The organism is Brevibacterium senegalense (assembly GCF_000285835.1).
Classification (GTDB): domain Bacteria; phylum Actinomycetota; class Actinomycetes; order Actinomycetales; family Brevibacteriaceae; genus Brevibacterium; species Brevibacterium senegalense.
The window spans coordinates 17295-31638 of sequence record NZ_HE978612.1 but is presented as its reverse complement, the minus strand read 5'-3'; the positions used below and the strand labels follow the sequence as shown (position 1 = coordinate 31638).

12 protein-coding genes are annotated in these 14344 nt (G+C 68.7%); 5 read left to right on the top strand and 7 right to left on the bottom strand.

What is annotated here, in order from left to right; translation table 11 throughout:
* Positions 1 to 30 precede the first annotated feature (30 nt).
* Complete coding sequence (locus HGBR_RS15500) at positions 31 to 1407, bottom strand: sensor histidine kinase (protein WP_019160261.1); 1377 nt, start codon at positions 1405 to 1407, stop codon at positions 31 to 33.
* A 181-nt stretch (positions 1408 to 1588) separates the two neighbouring features.
* Here HGBR_RS15500 and HGBR_RS20965 point away from each other — a divergent pair, with 181 nt between their 5' ends.
* Positions 1589 to 2578: a DUF4352 domain-containing protein gene (locus HGBR_RS20965; protein ID WP_019160260.1), complete on the top strand. Its 990-nt coding sequence runs from the start codon at positions 1589 to 1591 to the stop codon at positions 2576 to 2578.
* 145 nt (positions 2579 to 2723) lie between these two features.
* Here the strand turns inward: HGBR_RS20965 and HGBR_RS15490 are convergent, their stop codons facing one another.
* Positions 2724 to 3731 carry an AraC family transcriptional regulator gene (locus HGBR_RS15490; protein ID WP_161601879.1) on the bottom strand — a complete coding sequence of 336 codons (1008 nt, stop codon included), beginning with the start codon at positions 3729 to 3731 and terminating at the stop codon, positions 2724 to 2726.
* Between the two features lie 211 nt (positions 3732 to 3942).
* On the opposite strand from HGBR_RS15490, the gene HGBR_RS15485 reads away from it, so the two are divergent.
* Together HGBR_RS15485 and HGBR_RS15480 are read left to right on the top strand one after the other, a co-directional pair.
* Entirely contained in the window at positions 3943 to 4329 is a 387-nt protein-coding gene (locus tag HGBR_RS15485) for a hypothetical protein (RefSeq protein ID WP_019160258.1), read from the top strand.
* 43 nt (positions 4330 to 4372) lie between these two features.
* On the top strand, positions 4373 to 5191 hold the full coding sequence (locus HGBR_RS15480) for an alpha/beta fold hydrolase (protein ID WP_218915987.1): 819 nt from the start codon (positions 4373 to 4375) through the stop codon (positions 5189 to 5191).
* A gap of 124 nt (positions 5192 to 5315) precedes the next feature.
* On the opposite strand, the gene gatB is transcribed toward HGBR_RS15480, so the two are convergent.
* Genes gatB through gatC form a run of 3 tightly spaced genes read right to left on the bottom strand, consistent with a single transcriptional unit; the run spans position 5316 to position 8668 of the window.
* Positions 5316 to 6797: an Asp-tRNA(Asn)/Glu-tRNA(Gln) amidotransferase subunit GatB gene (gene gatB / locus HGBR_RS15475; RefSeq protein ID WP_019160256.1), complete on the bottom strand. Its 1482-nt coding sequence runs from the start codon at positions 6795 to 6797 to the stop codon at positions 5316 to 5318.
* A gap of 19 nt (positions 6798 to 6816) precedes the next feature.
* On the bottom strand, positions 6817 to 8361 hold the full coding sequence (gatA, locus tag HGBR_RS18495; protein ID WP_019160255.1) for an Asp-tRNA(Asn)/Glu-tRNA(Gln) amidotransferase subunit GatA: 1545 nt from the start codon (positions 8359 to 8361) through the stop codon (positions 6817 to 6819).
* Position 8362: 1 nt separating this feature from the next.
* Complete coding sequence (gene gatC, locus HGBR_RS15465) at positions 8363 to 8668, bottom strand: Asp-tRNA(Asn)/Glu-tRNA(Gln) amidotransferase subunit GatC (protein ID WP_019160254.1); 306 nt, start codon at positions 8666 to 8668, stop codon at positions 8363 to 8365.
* Between the two features lie 311 nt (positions 8669 to 8979).
* Here gatC and HGBR_RS15460 point away from each other — a divergent pair, with 311 nt between their 5' ends.
* Complete coding sequence (locus HGBR_RS15460; protein ID WP_019160253.1) at positions 8980 to 9366, top strand: DUF485 domain-containing protein; 387 nt, start codon at positions 8980 to 8982, stop codon at positions 9364 to 9366.
* Complete coding sequence (locus HGBR_RS15455) at positions 9363 to 11000, top strand: solute symporter family protein (RefSeq protein ID WP_019160252.1); 1638 nt, start codon at positions 9363 to 9365, stop codon at positions 10998 to 11000. The genes HGBR_RS15460 and HGBR_RS15455 overlap by 4 nt, the downstream gene beginning before the upstream one ends.
* Positions 11001 to 11188: 188 nt before the next feature.
* On the opposite strand, the gene HGBR_RS15450 is transcribed toward HGBR_RS15455, so the two are convergent.
* Positions 11189 to 11515 carry a hypothetical protein gene (locus HGBR_RS15450; protein WP_019160251.1) on the bottom strand — a complete coding sequence of 109 codons (327 nt, stop codon included), beginning with the start codon at positions 11513 to 11515 and terminating at the stop codon, positions 11189 to 11191.
* A gap of 356 nt (positions 11516 to 11871) precedes the next feature.
* The gene (ligA, locus tag HGBR_RS15440) at positions 11872 to 14340 is read right to left on the bottom strand and encodes an NAD-dependent DNA ligase LigA (RefSeq protein WP_019160250.1); all 2469 of its coding nucleotides are present in this window, start codon (positions 14338 to 14340) and stop codon (positions 11872 to 11874) included.
* Positions 14341 to 14344 lie beyond the last annotated feature (4 nt).

Here is a 14344-nt window from a genome sequence, read left to right as displayed (position 1 = left end):
ACCCACTCTAGGTGCCACCACGGACGCGGCTCAGAATGGTGGCAGCCGCACATCCACGACGAAGCGGTCGCCGTGAACGCCGGTGAAGACCTCGCCACCCACCAACTGCGCCCGCTCACGGATCCCGATGAGCCCGCGACCGCCACCGGACCCGCTGAGGTCCGCCACCGCTCCCGAGGCCGCCAGCCCCTTCTCCTCCCGGCCCGCCTTCGGGGGCACCGGGTTCGTCACGAGGACATGTGCTCCGGTCGCCGCGCTCACGCGGACCTCGACCGTCGCCTCTGCGCCCGGCGCGTGCTTCATGACGTTCGTGAGCGACTCCTGGACGATTCGGTAGACCGCCTTCTCCAGCACCGCCGGCGCACGGTCGACATCCTCCAGCAGGAGCGTCGCAGTGACGGGGACACCGGTCGCCCTGACGGAGGCGATGAGGTCCGGCACCGTCCGCAGCGAGACGAGCGCCGGCGGCCTCCCCGAGTCCGCCGGCTGGCCGCGCTCCGGCGCATCACCGCGGACGTCGCCCACGAGTGACCGCACGTCCTCCAACGAGGCGCGAGCCTCCTGTCCCAGCGCCGTCGCGATCCGGACCGTCGTCTCCGGGTCGTTCGCGGACGTCTCCAGCGCACCGCTGTGCAGCGAGATGACCGATAGCCGATGCGCCAGTGTGTCGTGCAACTCCCGCGCCAGCATCTGCCGTTCCGACTCCCGCGCCAACTGATCGGTGAGCGCCTCGCTGCGCTGAGTCTGATGAGCCGCGGCCGCTTCGACCGCCTTCATCCGGCGAGTGCGACGCAGGAGGAAGCCGCCGCCGACCGCGACGAGGAGTGCCGCGGCCCCCAATGCGAGGACGAGGATGCGCAGTGCCAGCGCCGTGTCCGTGCTGAAGTCCTGCGCGGTCGCTCCCCGCAGGAGCGCCTCCTGCGGCAGGAAGAAGATCGAGAACGGATTGTGCTGCGGCGCGCGCGCGACTGTCCGGACCAGACTCGCGACGACGATCGCGCCGCCCAGGGACGCCGCGACGAACGCCTGACGCCGCGACAGCCGGACCACGACCTGGAACACCCCGATGAGCAGCAGGACGATGTCCCCACCCAGGAGGGCCAGCAGGGCACCGGCCACCACGGGCACCCAGGGCCAGCGCGTGCGCACGAACACCGTCAGCCACAGCACCCATCCGACCAGTACCTGGAGGACACCCACGTTCGTGAGCACCCCGTCCTCGCCGAAGGCTCCGATCATCCCGGTCGACGCGAACATGACGACGACGCATCCGACGACGAAGAGGACCAGACCGATCGCGATATCACCGCCGATCCGCAGGATGCGTCGACGATCATGCCGCAGCACGCGCTGACGGACGGCGACGGTCGCGGAGCCGTCGGCCGAAGGAGGAGCCTGTTCATTCACACGCTCACCGTATCCACGACCACGGACATGCGAATCCGCCATTCGGCCGAGGAACCGCACTCCCCTTTCATCCTTTCGATGAACCGGTCGAGCCGAACGGTCGACGCGGCGGTGACGGTCTGCGACGGAGGCTGGTGTCAACGCTGAGGGACGGTCCTCAGCCCGTCATCACAGGAGCATCATGTCCCAGCCTCAGCAGCCCGGGTCCACCGGACCCCACGGCCACCCCGCCCCCGACCACCAGCACCTGGGCCAGCACCCGGGCCAGGCCGGACAGTACTCCGGTCAGACGGGCCAGACCGCCCAGCAGGCGCCGCAGTACGGCACCCCTGCCTACGGCTCCGGCACCCAGTACGGCGGCCCGCAGCAGTACGTCGCGCAGCAGGGCTCAGCACCCCAGCACGGCGCTCCCCCGCCGCACGGTGCCGCCCCGCAGTACGGCTCCGGCCCGGCGGCACCGGGCGCCTACCCGCCCCAGGGTTCCTCCCCGCAGCAGGGGCCCGGCCCAGCCCAGCCGGGACGCAAGCCCAAGAAACCGCTCCTCAAGCGCTGGTGGTTCTGGGTCCTGGCGGTCCTCGCCCTCTTCACCGTCATCGGCATCGCCGGCGGTGGAGGCGACGAGTCCGCGACGGACACCGCCGGATCCGACCAGGCCGCCGGCTCCCAGTCCGCCGAGGAGGCGCCTGCGGACGAGGACGCCGCTGCCGAGGACGACGCGGATGACACCGCAGACCAAGCGGCCGAGGACTCCGCAGACGAGGCACCCGCCGCCTACGGCCTGGGCGACGCCGTCCCCACCGGTGACTGGGAGATCACGGTCTCGAACGTGGAGTCGGGCGTCAGCCAGGTGGGCGACCAGTACCTGAACTCCACCGCGCAGGGCCAGTACATCCTCGTCGACGTCGAGGTGAAGAACACCGGCACCGAGCCCACGTACTTCTTCGAGGACGACGTCAAGCTGCTGGACGACGCGGGCAACACGTACGCGACGGATTCCGAGGCGAGCCTGTACACGACGGAGAGCGGCGACGTCTTCCTCCTCGAGGAGATCAACCCGGGCAACACCGCCTCCGGCGTCCTCGTCTTCGATGTCCCGGCGGACGCGTCTCCCAATGTCCTCGAGTTCCAGGGCGGCATCTTCGACACCCCCGCCGAGGTCGCGCTCGACTGACCGTCCCGCCCGCCGGCCGCTGCGGCCGGCCCGGCCGCGCCGGCCGCCGCCGGGCTGCACCGCCCCTCCGAGGCGGCCCCACTGACAGAGGTCGGGGTGAGGAGCTTCCGGGAAGCTGCTCCTCACCCCGGCCTCGTTGCCGCCCTCACTTGCTCATTGCGCGGTTGTCCACCGTCGAACGGGGCAGCTCTCCGAATCGCTCCCGGTATGACGCTGCGAAGCGCCCATGGTGGGTGAAACCCCATCGAGATGCGATCGAGCTGACGGAGTCGCCTCCGGAATCGTCCCGCAACTCCTGTCGGACTCGGTCCAATCGTCGGTCACGGATGTACTTCCGTGGAGTCGTGGCGAGTTCGGACCGGAACAGCGCGTGAAGACTGCGGATACTCATCCCGCTTGATCGCGCCAGCGACTCCAGGCTGATCTGCTCGCCCAGATTCGCATTGATGTGGTCCACCGCAGCGCGTACTCGTCGATCAATCGCACCGGTTGTCCAACCCCGCAATTCGTCACGCTCAGGCCTCACAAGCTCGCCCGTGAAGTTGTGACGTGACGCGAACAGGAGCTGAGTCATCACCAACTCCTCCATGGGACGGACAACCTGTGTGAACCCATCCGATGAGGCCAGGCGGTCATACTCTTGGACGATCAGCATCGCCGTCGCGAAGAGACTGGCACCGACTTGTCCAGAGAGGTCCAGTCCCAGATCGAACTCGATCGGACGAGTGATCTCCCGTCCCGTGAGACTCCCCAGGAACCCTTCGAGCCGCCTCCTGGAGAACCGGAAGATCACCTGCTCCGCGTCGGGCGACCACGTGACTCGAGACTGATGCTCCGGCAGCAGAACGACGCCGGACTCGCCCGTGGACGTCTGCCACGTCTGTCGATCATCACGCCATGCATCCGTGCTGCCTCCCGTCGTGAGATTGACGTGGTAGAAGTCGCCGCTGGGCGGCATCTGCAGGCTGACCTCACTCGCATAGGTCAAATATCCGACAGTGACGTCATACGACTCCGACGCATTCAAAGAGAAGCACAGGCTCCGCCCATCCAGCTTCGTGAGGCGATTCTCCAGGTAGGTGGTCGACACCGCTGAGCGTGCTTCATCAAGATCGTTGCTCTTCGCGAGCTGAAAGTTCTGAAGCTTCTCCATCTCGGCCTCCATTGGCGGATATCGGACGGACGCCGTCCGTAGAGCTCTGCGTTCATGCTAACAACCGCGCCTCCCGGACGACCTGCACGAATCGGATACTGATCTGCCGGAAGCGGATATCCCGACTCGCGGAGCCTCACTAGCGTGGCGGACACCCGTCATCGACACAGACGTCGAGGCGGTGACAGTCACACGGACAGAGGAGGCAGCGATGAATGCGCTTCGAGAACTCGGCAGTGGCGTGGATGCCGTGCGAGACCGGCTCAACGCTGATGCGGAGTTCCAGCTCAAGGCACGCAAATGGGAAGGACGATTCAAGATCGTCCGCGGCGACGACGTGGTCGTAGTTCACATGCATGAAGGGCAGGTGGAACGCATCGAGGAGGATCCGACGCTCTTCACCGCTGCCGACTTCATCATCGCGGCGCCTGAGGACGAGTGGGACCGCCTGCTGACTCGCGACCCGTCCCCCTTCTACCAGGACATCTACTCCGCATGGTTGCATCACGGGTTCAGCGTTAACGGTGACCTTGAACAGTTCTTCGGGTTCCACATGGCGCTTCGCAGGCTGCAGCAGATGATGCGCGGCATCGAGTAAGGAGACCACCATGAGTTCGATCAGTGACATCACAGGCCGGTACGTGACCCTCACCGTTGAGGGCACAGATTATCGCGTCTACTACGAGGAGAACGGCACCGGCATCCCGCTCGTCTGCCAGCACACCGCAGGAAGCGACGGCCGCCAGTATCGCCATATCCTCAGCGACCCCGACATCACATCCGACTTCCGGGTCATCGTGTACGACCTGCCATACCACGGCAAGTCGCTTCCTCCGGACGGCGTCGAGTGGTGGAAGGTCGAGTACAAGCTGCGAGCTGCGTTCTTCAAGGAGTTCGTTCTGAAGTTCGTCAAGGCGCTCGACCTGACAGACCCCGTCTTCATGGGGTGCTCGATGGGAGGACATCTCGCAGCGGATCTCGCGCTCAACCACCCCGATGAGTTCCGCGCATGCATCGCTCTCGAAGGCGCTCTGGAGAGTCACGACATCCAGGACATCATGCCCTGGTGGAACCACCCGCGCCTCAGCAACGACTCCAAGCCGAGCCTCATGTACACGATGATGGCGCCACAGAGCCCCGAGGCGCGGAAGAACGAAACGATCTGGATGTACAGCCAGGGCGCACCCCCGGTCTTCCACGGGGACCTGTACTACTACGGCATCGACTATGACACCACTGACACAGCTCGGATGATCGACACCGACAAGGTCGCGCTGCACATTCTCAGCGGCACCTACGACTGGTCCGCGACCCCTGAGAAGTGCCAGGCCCTTCATCGTGAGGTGGACGGATCGACGTACACCCTGATGGACGAGGTGGGCCACTTCCCGATGTCGGAGAACCCAGAGAAGTTCAAGACTTACCTGCTGCCCGTGCTCAACGAAGTGCGCAGCAGCTAACGCAGTTACGACCGGTTGGCTACCGGTCACACGGAGAGGACCCGGTCTTACGACTTACATCAGTCGTAGGACCGAGTCCTCTCTGCAGTTGAGTCGCCGGCTTCCCGGTGCTCGGGTGCGCGCCTCAGCCGTTGATGCGCGCCAGGATCAGCTCGCGCGCCTTGCCGGCATCCGCCTGACCGCGCGTGGCCTTCATGATCGGGCCCATGAGAGCGCCGATCGCCTGCATCTTCCCGCCCTTGATCTTCTCGACCACATCCGGGTTCTGTGCGATCGCCTCATCGACCGCGGCCTCGAGCGCTCCGGTGTCCTCGACGATCTGCAGGCCGTCGGCCTCCATGACCTCCGCGGGCGCACCGCGTCCGTCCAGCACCCCGGCCAGCACCTTCCGTGCCAGCTTGTCGTTGAGCTTGCCCTCGTCGATGAGCCCCTGCAGCTGTGCGACGTGTTCCGGGCTCACCAGCTCTGCGGGCTCCGCCTCCTTCTGCTTGGCGACACGGGCGATCTCACCCATCCACCACTTGCGCGCCGCATCCGGCCCGGCACCCGCGGCCACCGTCGCCTCGACCGGGTCCAGCAGGCCGGCGTTGATGATGTCGCGCATCTCCAGCTCGCTGATGCCCCACTCGCCCAGCAGACGACGACGGCGGGCGGCCGGCAGCTCCGGCAGGTTCGCCCGGATCTCCTCGACCCACTCCCGCGACGGTGCGACCGGCACCAGGTCCGGCTCCGGGAAGTAGCGGTAGTCGTCCGCGTCGGACTTCACACGACCTGCAGACGTCGACCCGTCCGCCTCGTGGAAGTGGCGGGTCTCCTGCAGCACCTCGCCGCCTGCGGCCAGGATGTCCGCCTGCCGGGAGATCTCATAGCGGACCGCGGCGTCGATCGAGCGGAACGAGTTCACGTTCTTCGTCTCCGTCCGCGTCCCCAGCGGCGCGTCCGTGCCCTCGCGCAGCGACACATTGATGTCCGCGCGCACGTTGCCCTGCTCCATGCGGGCCTCGGACACGCCGATCGCCCGGAAGATGTCCCGCAGCGTGCGCACGTAGGCGGCCGCGACCTCGGGAGCCCTCTCCCCCACGCCCGTGATGGGCCGGGTGACGATCTCGACCAGCGGCACACCGGCCCGGTTGTAGTCGACCAGCGAGTGGTCCGCACCGTGGATGCGTCCGGCGGCACCACCCACGTGGGTGTTCTTGCCGGCGTCCTCCTCCATGTGGGCTCGCTCGATCTCGACGGGGACGATCGTGCCGTCCTCCAGCTCGATGTCGATCTGCCCGTCGAACGCGATCGGCTCATCCGCCTGCGAGGTCTGGAAGTTCTTCGCCAGGTCCGGGTAGAAGTAGTTCTTCCGCGCGAACCGGCACGACTCCGCGATCTCGCAGCCCAGTGCCAGTCCGATCCGGATCGCGTACTCGACGGCGGTGCCGTTGACCACCGGCAGCGAGCCCGGCAGTCCCAATGAGGTGGGGGTCGTGTTCTCGTTCGCCCCACCGCCGAAGGTGTTGGGCGCATCGTCGAACATCTTCGTCGCGGTGCCCAGCTCCACGTGCACCTCGATGCCCAGAGCCGGGTCGTATGTCGCGACCGCTTCCGTGAACTTCATGTCTGTCTCCTCCCCGGCCTCAGGCGCTCGTCGTCGTGGAAGCGGCGGGTGCCGCGTACTCCGTGGGCACGCCCGCCCACACGGGGGCGCCGTTCGCGTTCGTCACCAGCGCCTCGAGTCTGGCACCCACCTCGTAGAGGCGCGCGTCCTCCCGCGCGGGTGCCAGCAGCTGGAGTCCCACGGGCATCCCGCCGGCCAGTCCCGCCGGCAGGCTCATGCCGGGGATGCCGGCCAGGTTCGCCGGGATCGTCGCGGCATCGCCTAGGTACAGGGCCATGGGATCCGCGTCGTCTTCCGTGCCGAACGGCAGCGCCGTCGTGGGCGCAGTGGGCGTCACCAGCACGTCCGCCTTCTCGAAGGCCGCGGCGAAGTCGCGCTGGACCAGCGTGCGGACCTTCTGCGCGGACCCGTAGTACGCGTCGTAGTAGCCGGCGGACAGCGCGTAGGTGCCCAGCAGGATGCGGCGCTTGACCTCCGCGCCGAAGCCCGCGGCGCGCGTCGCGGCCATCACCGTCTCCGCCGTGACCGGACCGGATTCCGGCTCCACCCGCAGGCCGAACCGCATCCCGTCGTAGCGCGCCAGGTTCGAGGACACCTCCGACGGCATGATGAGGTAGTACGCGTCCAGCGCGTACGACAGCGACGGCAGGTCGACCTCGACGATCTCCGCACCCGCGTCCCGCGCCAGGTCCAGCGCGGCAGTGAACGCGGCCTGCACGCCCGCGTCGTAGCCGTCGCCGGACAGCTGGTTCACGACGCCCAGGCGCTTGCCCGTGAGCGAGCCGTCCCGCGCGCCGGCCTCCACGGCGGCCAGGAAGTCCGGCACCGCATCCGTGAGCGACGTCGAATCCTTGGGGTCGTGCCCGGCCAGCAGCTGGTGCAGCGCCGCCGCGTCCGCGACGGTCCGGCCCATGGGCCCCACCTGGTCGAGGCTCGAGGCCATCGCGATGATCCCGTACCGGGAGATCGAGCCGTACGTGGGCTTCACACCCACGGTGCCCGTGAACGCGGCCGGCTGCCGGACGGAGCCGCCCGTGTCCGTCCCGACCGCCAGCGGTGCCTGGAAGGCCGCCGCCGAGGCCGCCGCACCTCCCGATGACCCGCCCGGCACCGTCGTGGTGTCCCACGGGTTGCGGGTGGGACCGAACGCGGAGTGCTCCGTCGTCGATCCCATCGCGAACTCGTCCATGTTCGTCTTGCCCAGCACAGGCAGGCCAGCGGCCTTGATCCTGCTGCTGATCGTCGCGTCGTAGGGCGGGACCCAGTCCTCGAGGATCTTCGAGGCCGCGGTCGTGCGGACCCCGTCCGTCACGACGACGTCCTTGACGCTCACGGGCACACCCGCGTACGGGTGCAGCTCCTCGCCGGCCGCGCGCCGACGGTCGACATCCGTGGCGGTGGACAGCGCCTGCTCCGGTGTCACGGTGATGAAGGAGCCCAGAGCGGTGTCGGTCTGCTCGATGCGGTCCAGGTGGGCGCGCGTCACGTCCGCAGACGAGTACTCGCCGGCGCGCAGGCCCGCAGACAGCTGGGCGGCTGTTAGGCGTGTGAGGTCATCCGTCATGTCAGTCCTCCCCCAGGATCTGCGGGACCAGGAACTTGCCGTCCTCGGCCGCGGGCGCGCCGGACAGCGCCTGCTCCGCGGTGAGCGGCGTGCCCACAACGTCCTCGCGCAGCACATTGGTGAGGGGCATGGGGTGGCTGGTGGCGGGGACGTCGTCCGTGGCGACCTCCGTCACGCGGGCCACACTGGAGAGGATCCTGCCCAGGTCCTCTGCGGTCTTCTCCAATTCGTCGCTGGTCATGGCGATCCTGGCGAGTTCCGCCAGGTGCTCGACCTGTCCAGCGGTGATCGCGGCTGCGTCAGCCATCCCCACCCTTTCTCCGTCGTTCTGTACCGCCCGCCAGTCTACGTCGCGCCCCGCCGTACGATGCCACGGCGGGGACGGGGCGCGGGAGTCGTCGGACCCGGCCGCGTGTGACGATTTCTGACCCGCGCACCTGCGAGCCACTCGCAGTGAGACTCACATCACACTAGGATTGTCCGCGCCGGCGCACAGAGCACCGGGCCCGAGGTACTCGTCAGTCCCGCCATCAGCACCGACGGTGACTGCACTCGAGGAGGAGTGCGGCGGACGGGGCGCGAGGATCCGGGTGCATTCCGCCGAACGACGGAGGCAACATGACCGACGACGGTCCCGCGCACAGCAGCGCGGACAACGACAGCGGCCCTACGACACCACCGGGCGCCCCGGGCATCGACTACATCACGGTGAATGAATCCCAGGAGTTCACCTCGCTCAAGCGGACGCAGCGCAGCTTCGTCTTCCCCATGGCCGCCTTCTTCATCATCTGGTACGCCGTGTACGTCCTGCTGGGCGCGTACGCGCACGACTTCATGGCTCGCCCCGTGTTCGGCAGCGTCAACATGGGCATCGTGCTGGGCCTGGGTCAGTTCGTCACGACATTCGCCATCACGAGCATCTACGTGGTCTTCGCGAACCGCCGCCTGGACCCGCAGGCGCAGGCGATCCGCACCGACCTCGAGGAGCAGGAGGCCAGCGCATGAGCAGCTCGTACACCAGTCCCCTCCTCTGGGCCGCAGAGTCCCAGGAGACCCCCGTCAACAACCCGATCCTCAACATCTCGATCTTCCTGGCGTTCGTGGTCGTCACGCTCGTCATCGTGTTCCGGGCCAGTCGGAACAACCGGTCCGCCGCGGACTACTACGCGGCCGGTCGCTCCTTCTCCGGCCCGCAGAACGGCTTCGCGATCGCGGGCGACTACCTGTCCGCGGCCTCGTTCCTGGGCATCGTGGGTGCGATCGCCGTCAACGGCTACGACGGATTCCTCTACTCCGTGGGATTCCTCGTCGCGTGGCTGGTCGCCCTTCTGCTGGTCGCGGAGCTCATGCGCAACACCGCGAAGTTCACGATGGCCGACGTGCTGGCGTTCCGGCTCAAGCAGCGTCCGGTCCGCATGGCCGCCGCACTCACGACGCTGGCGGTCTGCTTCTTCTACCTGCTGGCGCAGATGGCCGGCGCGGGCGGCCTCGTGTCCCTGCTGCTGGGCGTCGATTCGCGCGTGGGCCAGTCCCTGGTCATCGCGATCGTGGGCGTCGTCATGATCGTCTACGTGCTGGTGGGCGGCATGAAGGGCACGACGTGGGTCCAGATCATCAAGGCGTTCCTCTTGATCGGCGGCGTCTTCATCATGACGGTGTGGGTGCTGTGGCTCAACAATTTCAATTTCTCCGCCGTCCTGGACGACGCCGTGTCCAACTCGATCTCCGATCCGCCGGACGCGCTGCTGGCACCCGGACTCCAGTACGGCGAGCTGCCCATCGACTTCGTGTCACTGGCCTTGGCCCTGGTGCTGGGCACCGCCGGACTGCCGCACGTGCTCATGCGCTTCTACACGGTGCCCACCGCGAAGGAGGCCCGCAGGTCCGTCGTCTGGGCGATCTGGCTCATCGGTGTCTTCTACCTCTTCACCCTGGTGCTGGGCTTCGGCGCCGCCGCGATGGTGGGCTCGGAGACGATCGTGAACGCGCCCGGCGGAGTCAACTCCGCGGCCCCGCTGCTGGCGGCCGTGCTGGGCGGACCCGTCCTGCTGGGCATCATCTCCGCCGTCGCGTTCGCGACCATCCTGGCCGTCGTCGCAGGACTCACGATCACGGCCGCCGCCTCGTTCGCTCATGACATCTACTCGAACGTCATCCGCAAGGGCGAGGTCGATTCGAAGGCGGAGGTCAAGGTCGCCCGCCGGACCGTGCTCGTCATCGGCGCGGTGTCGATCATCGGCGGGATCGGCGTGCAGGGGCAGAACATCGCGTTCCTCGTCGCGCTGGCCTTCGCTGTTGCGGCGAGCGCGAACCTGCCCACGATCCTCTACTCGCTGTACTGGCGCCGGTTCACGACCCGCGGGGCGGTGTGGAGCATGTACGGCGGTCTCACGACGTGCGTCCTGCTCATCGCGTTCTCGCCCGTCGTCTCCGGTTCGGAGACCGCGATGCTGGGGCCGAACGTGGACTTCGCGATCTTCCCTCTGTCCAACCCCGGCATCGTGTCGATCCCGCTGGGCTTCCTGCTGGGCTGGATCGGGTCGATCACGGACAAGGGCGTGGAGAGCAAGAAGCTGGCGGCGGAGATGGAGGTCCGCTCCCTCACCGGCCACGGTGCGGAGAAGGCCGTCGAGCACTGAGTCGGTCGAGCCCTGAGGCGCTGAGTGCACGGCACTGCGATCCACGTGCGAGTGCGCCCGGCTCAGACAGACTGCACCCCCGGATCCTGCTGGATCCGGGGGTGCAGTCTGTCTGCTGTCGCGAGGCGGCCACTCCGGCTGGATTCGTCACGCTGCAGCCGTCCCGTCGCCGGTCGGCCAGCGTCCGATCAGATCGTGCCGGCGCTGCGGTCGCCGCGGATGTAGCCTGCGAGGTCCTCGCCCACTCGCTCCGCTGCCGCCCAGGAGATCTCGCCGGCCTCGGCCGCGGCCAGGAGCTCGCTGCGGACGCCGGCCTCACGGGCTGCGATGTCCGTGCTGGTCGCAGTCGCAGCCGCGGTGGTCGTCGTCGTGATCGTCCCGGTGGACGTGGGTGCGGGCGCCTGGGCGATCTCCGCCTGCGCGTCCCGGACCGCCTGCTGGCCCAGTGCTGCTGCGCCGATCGTGGATCCGACGGCCAGTGCGGCCGAGAGGATCAGGCGCGTCCCGATGTTCATGACCCTCACTCTGCCACTCCAACCTGAAGTGCGATCCGTCCTCACCTGTGCCCCGGCTGTGGGAATGCTCCCAGCCCCGGCCGGCCCGCCGTGGTGGTGGCCTGCCGTCGCACTCCGGCCGCCGCACTCCGGCCGCCGCGGCTCCTGTCAGGTGGGCGCGGAACGCTTCGAGTCCGAACGCCGCGCTCTGGTACGCGGTGATCCCGATGGGGTCGGGCTCATCGGCCCAGCCCAGCTCCGGCGCGGCCTGCGCCGGAGCCTCCGTCAACGGACCCGCCGCAGCAGCGCCCCCGCCAGCACGACGAGCGCGACGACCAGCAGCACAAGGTTCCGGCACAGCCGCACCGGCCTCGTCCTCAGTCCTCCTCGTCCGCCTGCGCCGGTCCCGCCTCGAGCACCGCGAGGAAGCCCACCTGGTCCAGCACCGTCACACCCAGCGACTCCGCCTTCGTGAGCTTCGACCCGGCCTTCGCCCCGGCGACCAGGTAGTCCGTCTTCTTCGACACGGACCCGGACGGCTTGCCGCCGGCGGCCCGGATCGCCTCGGCGATCCCGTCGCGCGTGAAGCCCTCCAGCGACCCGGTCGCCACGAGGGTGAGACCGGCCAGCGCCTGCGTCGCCACCCCGGTCGCGACCTGCGCGGCCACGGACTCGTCGACGCCGGGGATGGTGACGGCGGCCTCGGCGTCGGTTCCCGGGCCCGAGGCCCCCTCACCCGCCGCTGCACCGTCACCGTCGCCGCCCCCGGCTGCGGCCGCGGCACCCGCCGCTCCCGCGGCCGGCCCGTCGTCCATGACGACGCCGGCGGCCTGCCAGCGGTCGACGATCTCGCGGTGCCAGTCGACCTCGAACCACTCGAGGAGGCTCTGCGCGATGATCTCGCCCACACCCTCGACGGCGGCCAGCTCCTCGAGGGACGCCGCACGGATCGCGTCCATCGACCGGAAGGCGGCGGCCAGTTCGCGCGCCGCGGACGGGCCCACGTGCCGGATCGACAGGGCGACGAGGACGCGCCACAGGGGTGCGGCCTTCGCCTTCTCCAGTTCCGCGAACAGTGTCTGGGTGTTCTTCCGCGGGCGAGCCGGCGTCTTCACCTCGCCCTCCTTCTCCTGCGAGGTGAAGAGCACCGGTCGGGTCCAGAAGTACGGCACCAGCTCCATCGACTCCTGCCCGTCCTTCCGCACGGTCTGCCACGTGCGGACGGTGCGGAGGTCGTCTGCCACCAGGTCGAAGAGGAACGCCTCGGAGGTGAGTGGAGCGGCGGTCTCGCCCGCCAGCGGCACGGTCTCCCCGGCCTCGGCGTCCCAGTCCGTGTTCTGAGTCTCCTCGAACGCATCGGGGGCGACGAGCGCGTAGGCGGCCTTCTCGCCCAGCGCCTCGATGTCCAGTGCCGCCCGCGAGGCCAGGTAGATGACCCGGTTGACCAGCTGCGCGGGGCACGAGCGCGTGTTGGGGCAGCGCAGGTCCTTGTCCCCGGCCTTCTGCTCGTAGAGCTCCGCCCCGCACGCGGGGCAGGTCGAGGGCATGACGAACGCGTGCTCGCTGCCGTCGCGCCGGTCTGCCACCGGACCCAGGACCTCCGGGATGACGTCGCCGGCCTTGCGGATGACGACGAGGTCGCCGATCAGCACGCCCTTGCGGGTGACCTCGTGCGCGTTGTGCAGCGTGGCCCGCTCGACGGTGGAGCCTGCGACCAGGACCGGCTCCATGACCGCGTACGGGGTGACGCGGCCGGTGCGGCCCACCTGCACGCGGATGTCCAGCAGCCGGGTCGTCACCTCCTCCGGCGGGTACTTGTAGGCGATCGCCCAGCGCGGCGCCCGGGACGTGTAGCCCAGCGCGGCCTGCGCGGCCAGGTCGTCGACCTTGATGACGACGCCGTCGATCTCGTGGGTGACGGAGTGGCGGTTGCGGCCGTAGTGGTCGATGAACTCGTACACCTGGTCCGCGGACTCGCAGACCCGGTAGTACTCGCTGATGGGCAGGCCCCACGACCGCAGCTGCTCGTAGACCTCGCTCTGCGCGGCGGGCTCCGGGTGCGAGTCGTCCGCCGGCTCCCACGCCGCGATCCCGTGGACCAGCATCCGCAGCGGTCGCCTGGCCGTCACCTGCGGGTTCTTCTGCCGCAGGGAGCCTGCCGCCGCGTTGCGGGGGTTCGCGAAGGGCTTGTGGCCGGCCTCCACGAGTGCGGCGTTGAACTCTGCGAACCGCTCGACGGGGAAGAACACCTCGCCGCGGATCTCCACCTGCGCGGGTGGGAACTCCGTGTCCAGCCGGTGCGGGATGTCCTTCAGCGTGCGCACATTGGGGGTGATGTCCTCACCGGTCGTGCCGTCGCCGCGGGTGGCCGCGCGGACCAGTTCGCCGTGCCGGTAGAGCAGGTTGACGGCCAGTCCGTCGATCTTGAGCTCCGTGAGCCAGCGCGTGCCGGCCGGCACCGCGTGGCGCTCACGGGAGAACCAGGCCGTGAGCTCCTCGACGGAGAAGACGTTGTCCAGCGAGTACATGCGGACCACGTGGTCGACCGCGTCGAACGTCGTCGTGTCGACGGTGCCGCCCACGTGCTGCGTGGGCGAGTCGGCCTTGGCCAATTCCGGGTGCGTCCGCTCGATCTCCTCGAGCTCCTGCACGAGCGCGTCGTAGTCCGCGTCCGGCACGCTCGAGGCGTTGTCCTGGTAGTACTGGTGCCGCAGCTCCTCGATCCGAGCGGTGAGCCGGGCCACGCGCTGCGCCTGGTCCTGGGTCTCCGTGGACGCAGAGTCCGTCGACGGGGTCTCCCCGGTCGGGGAATCCGTGGATCGCGCCTCCGTGGACTGGTCCGTCATCGCT

Bases quoted from the DNA above. Each gene is read 5' to 3' on its own strand.
- gatC (WP_019160254.1), bottom strand. From the start codon at position 8,668: ATGGCTGACGCAGCCGCGATCACCGCTGGACAGGTCGAGCACCTGGCG.
- ligA (WP_019160250.1), bottom strand. From the start codon at position 14,340: ATGACGGACCAGTCCACGGAGGCGCGATCCACGGATTCCCCGACCGGG.
- gatA (WP_019160255.1), bottom strand. From the start codon at position 8,361: ATGACGGATGACCTCACACGCCTAACAGCCGCCCAGCTGTCTGCGGGC.
- gatB (WP_019160256.1), bottom strand. From the start codon at position 6,797: ATGAAGTTCACGGAAGCGGTCGCGACATACGACCCGGCTCTGGGCATC.
- HGBR_RS15455 (WP_019160252.1), top strand. From the start codon at position 9,363: ATGAGCAGCTCGTACACCAGTCCCCTCCTCTGGGCCGCAGAGTCCCAG.
- HGBR_RS15460 (WP_019160253.1), top strand. From the start codon at position 8,980: ATGACCGACGACGGTCCCGCGCACAGCAGCGCGGACAACGACAGCGGC.
- HGBR_RS15490 (WP_161601879.1), bottom strand. From the start codon at position 3,731: ATGGAGAAGCTTCAGAACTTTCAGCTCGCGAAGAGCAACGATCTTGAT.
- HGBR_RS15485 (WP_019160258.1), top strand. From the start codon at position 3,943: ATGAATGCGCTTCGAGAACTCGGCAGTGGCGTGGATGCCGTGCGAGAC.
- HGBR_RS20965 (WP_019160260.1), top strand. From the start codon at position 1,589: ATGTCCCAGCCTCAGCAGCCCGGGTCCACCGGACCCCACGGCCACCCC.
- HGBR_RS15450 (WP_019160251.1), bottom strand. From the start codon at position 11,515: ATGAACATCGGGACGCGCCTGATCCTCTCGGCCGCACTGGCCGTCGGA.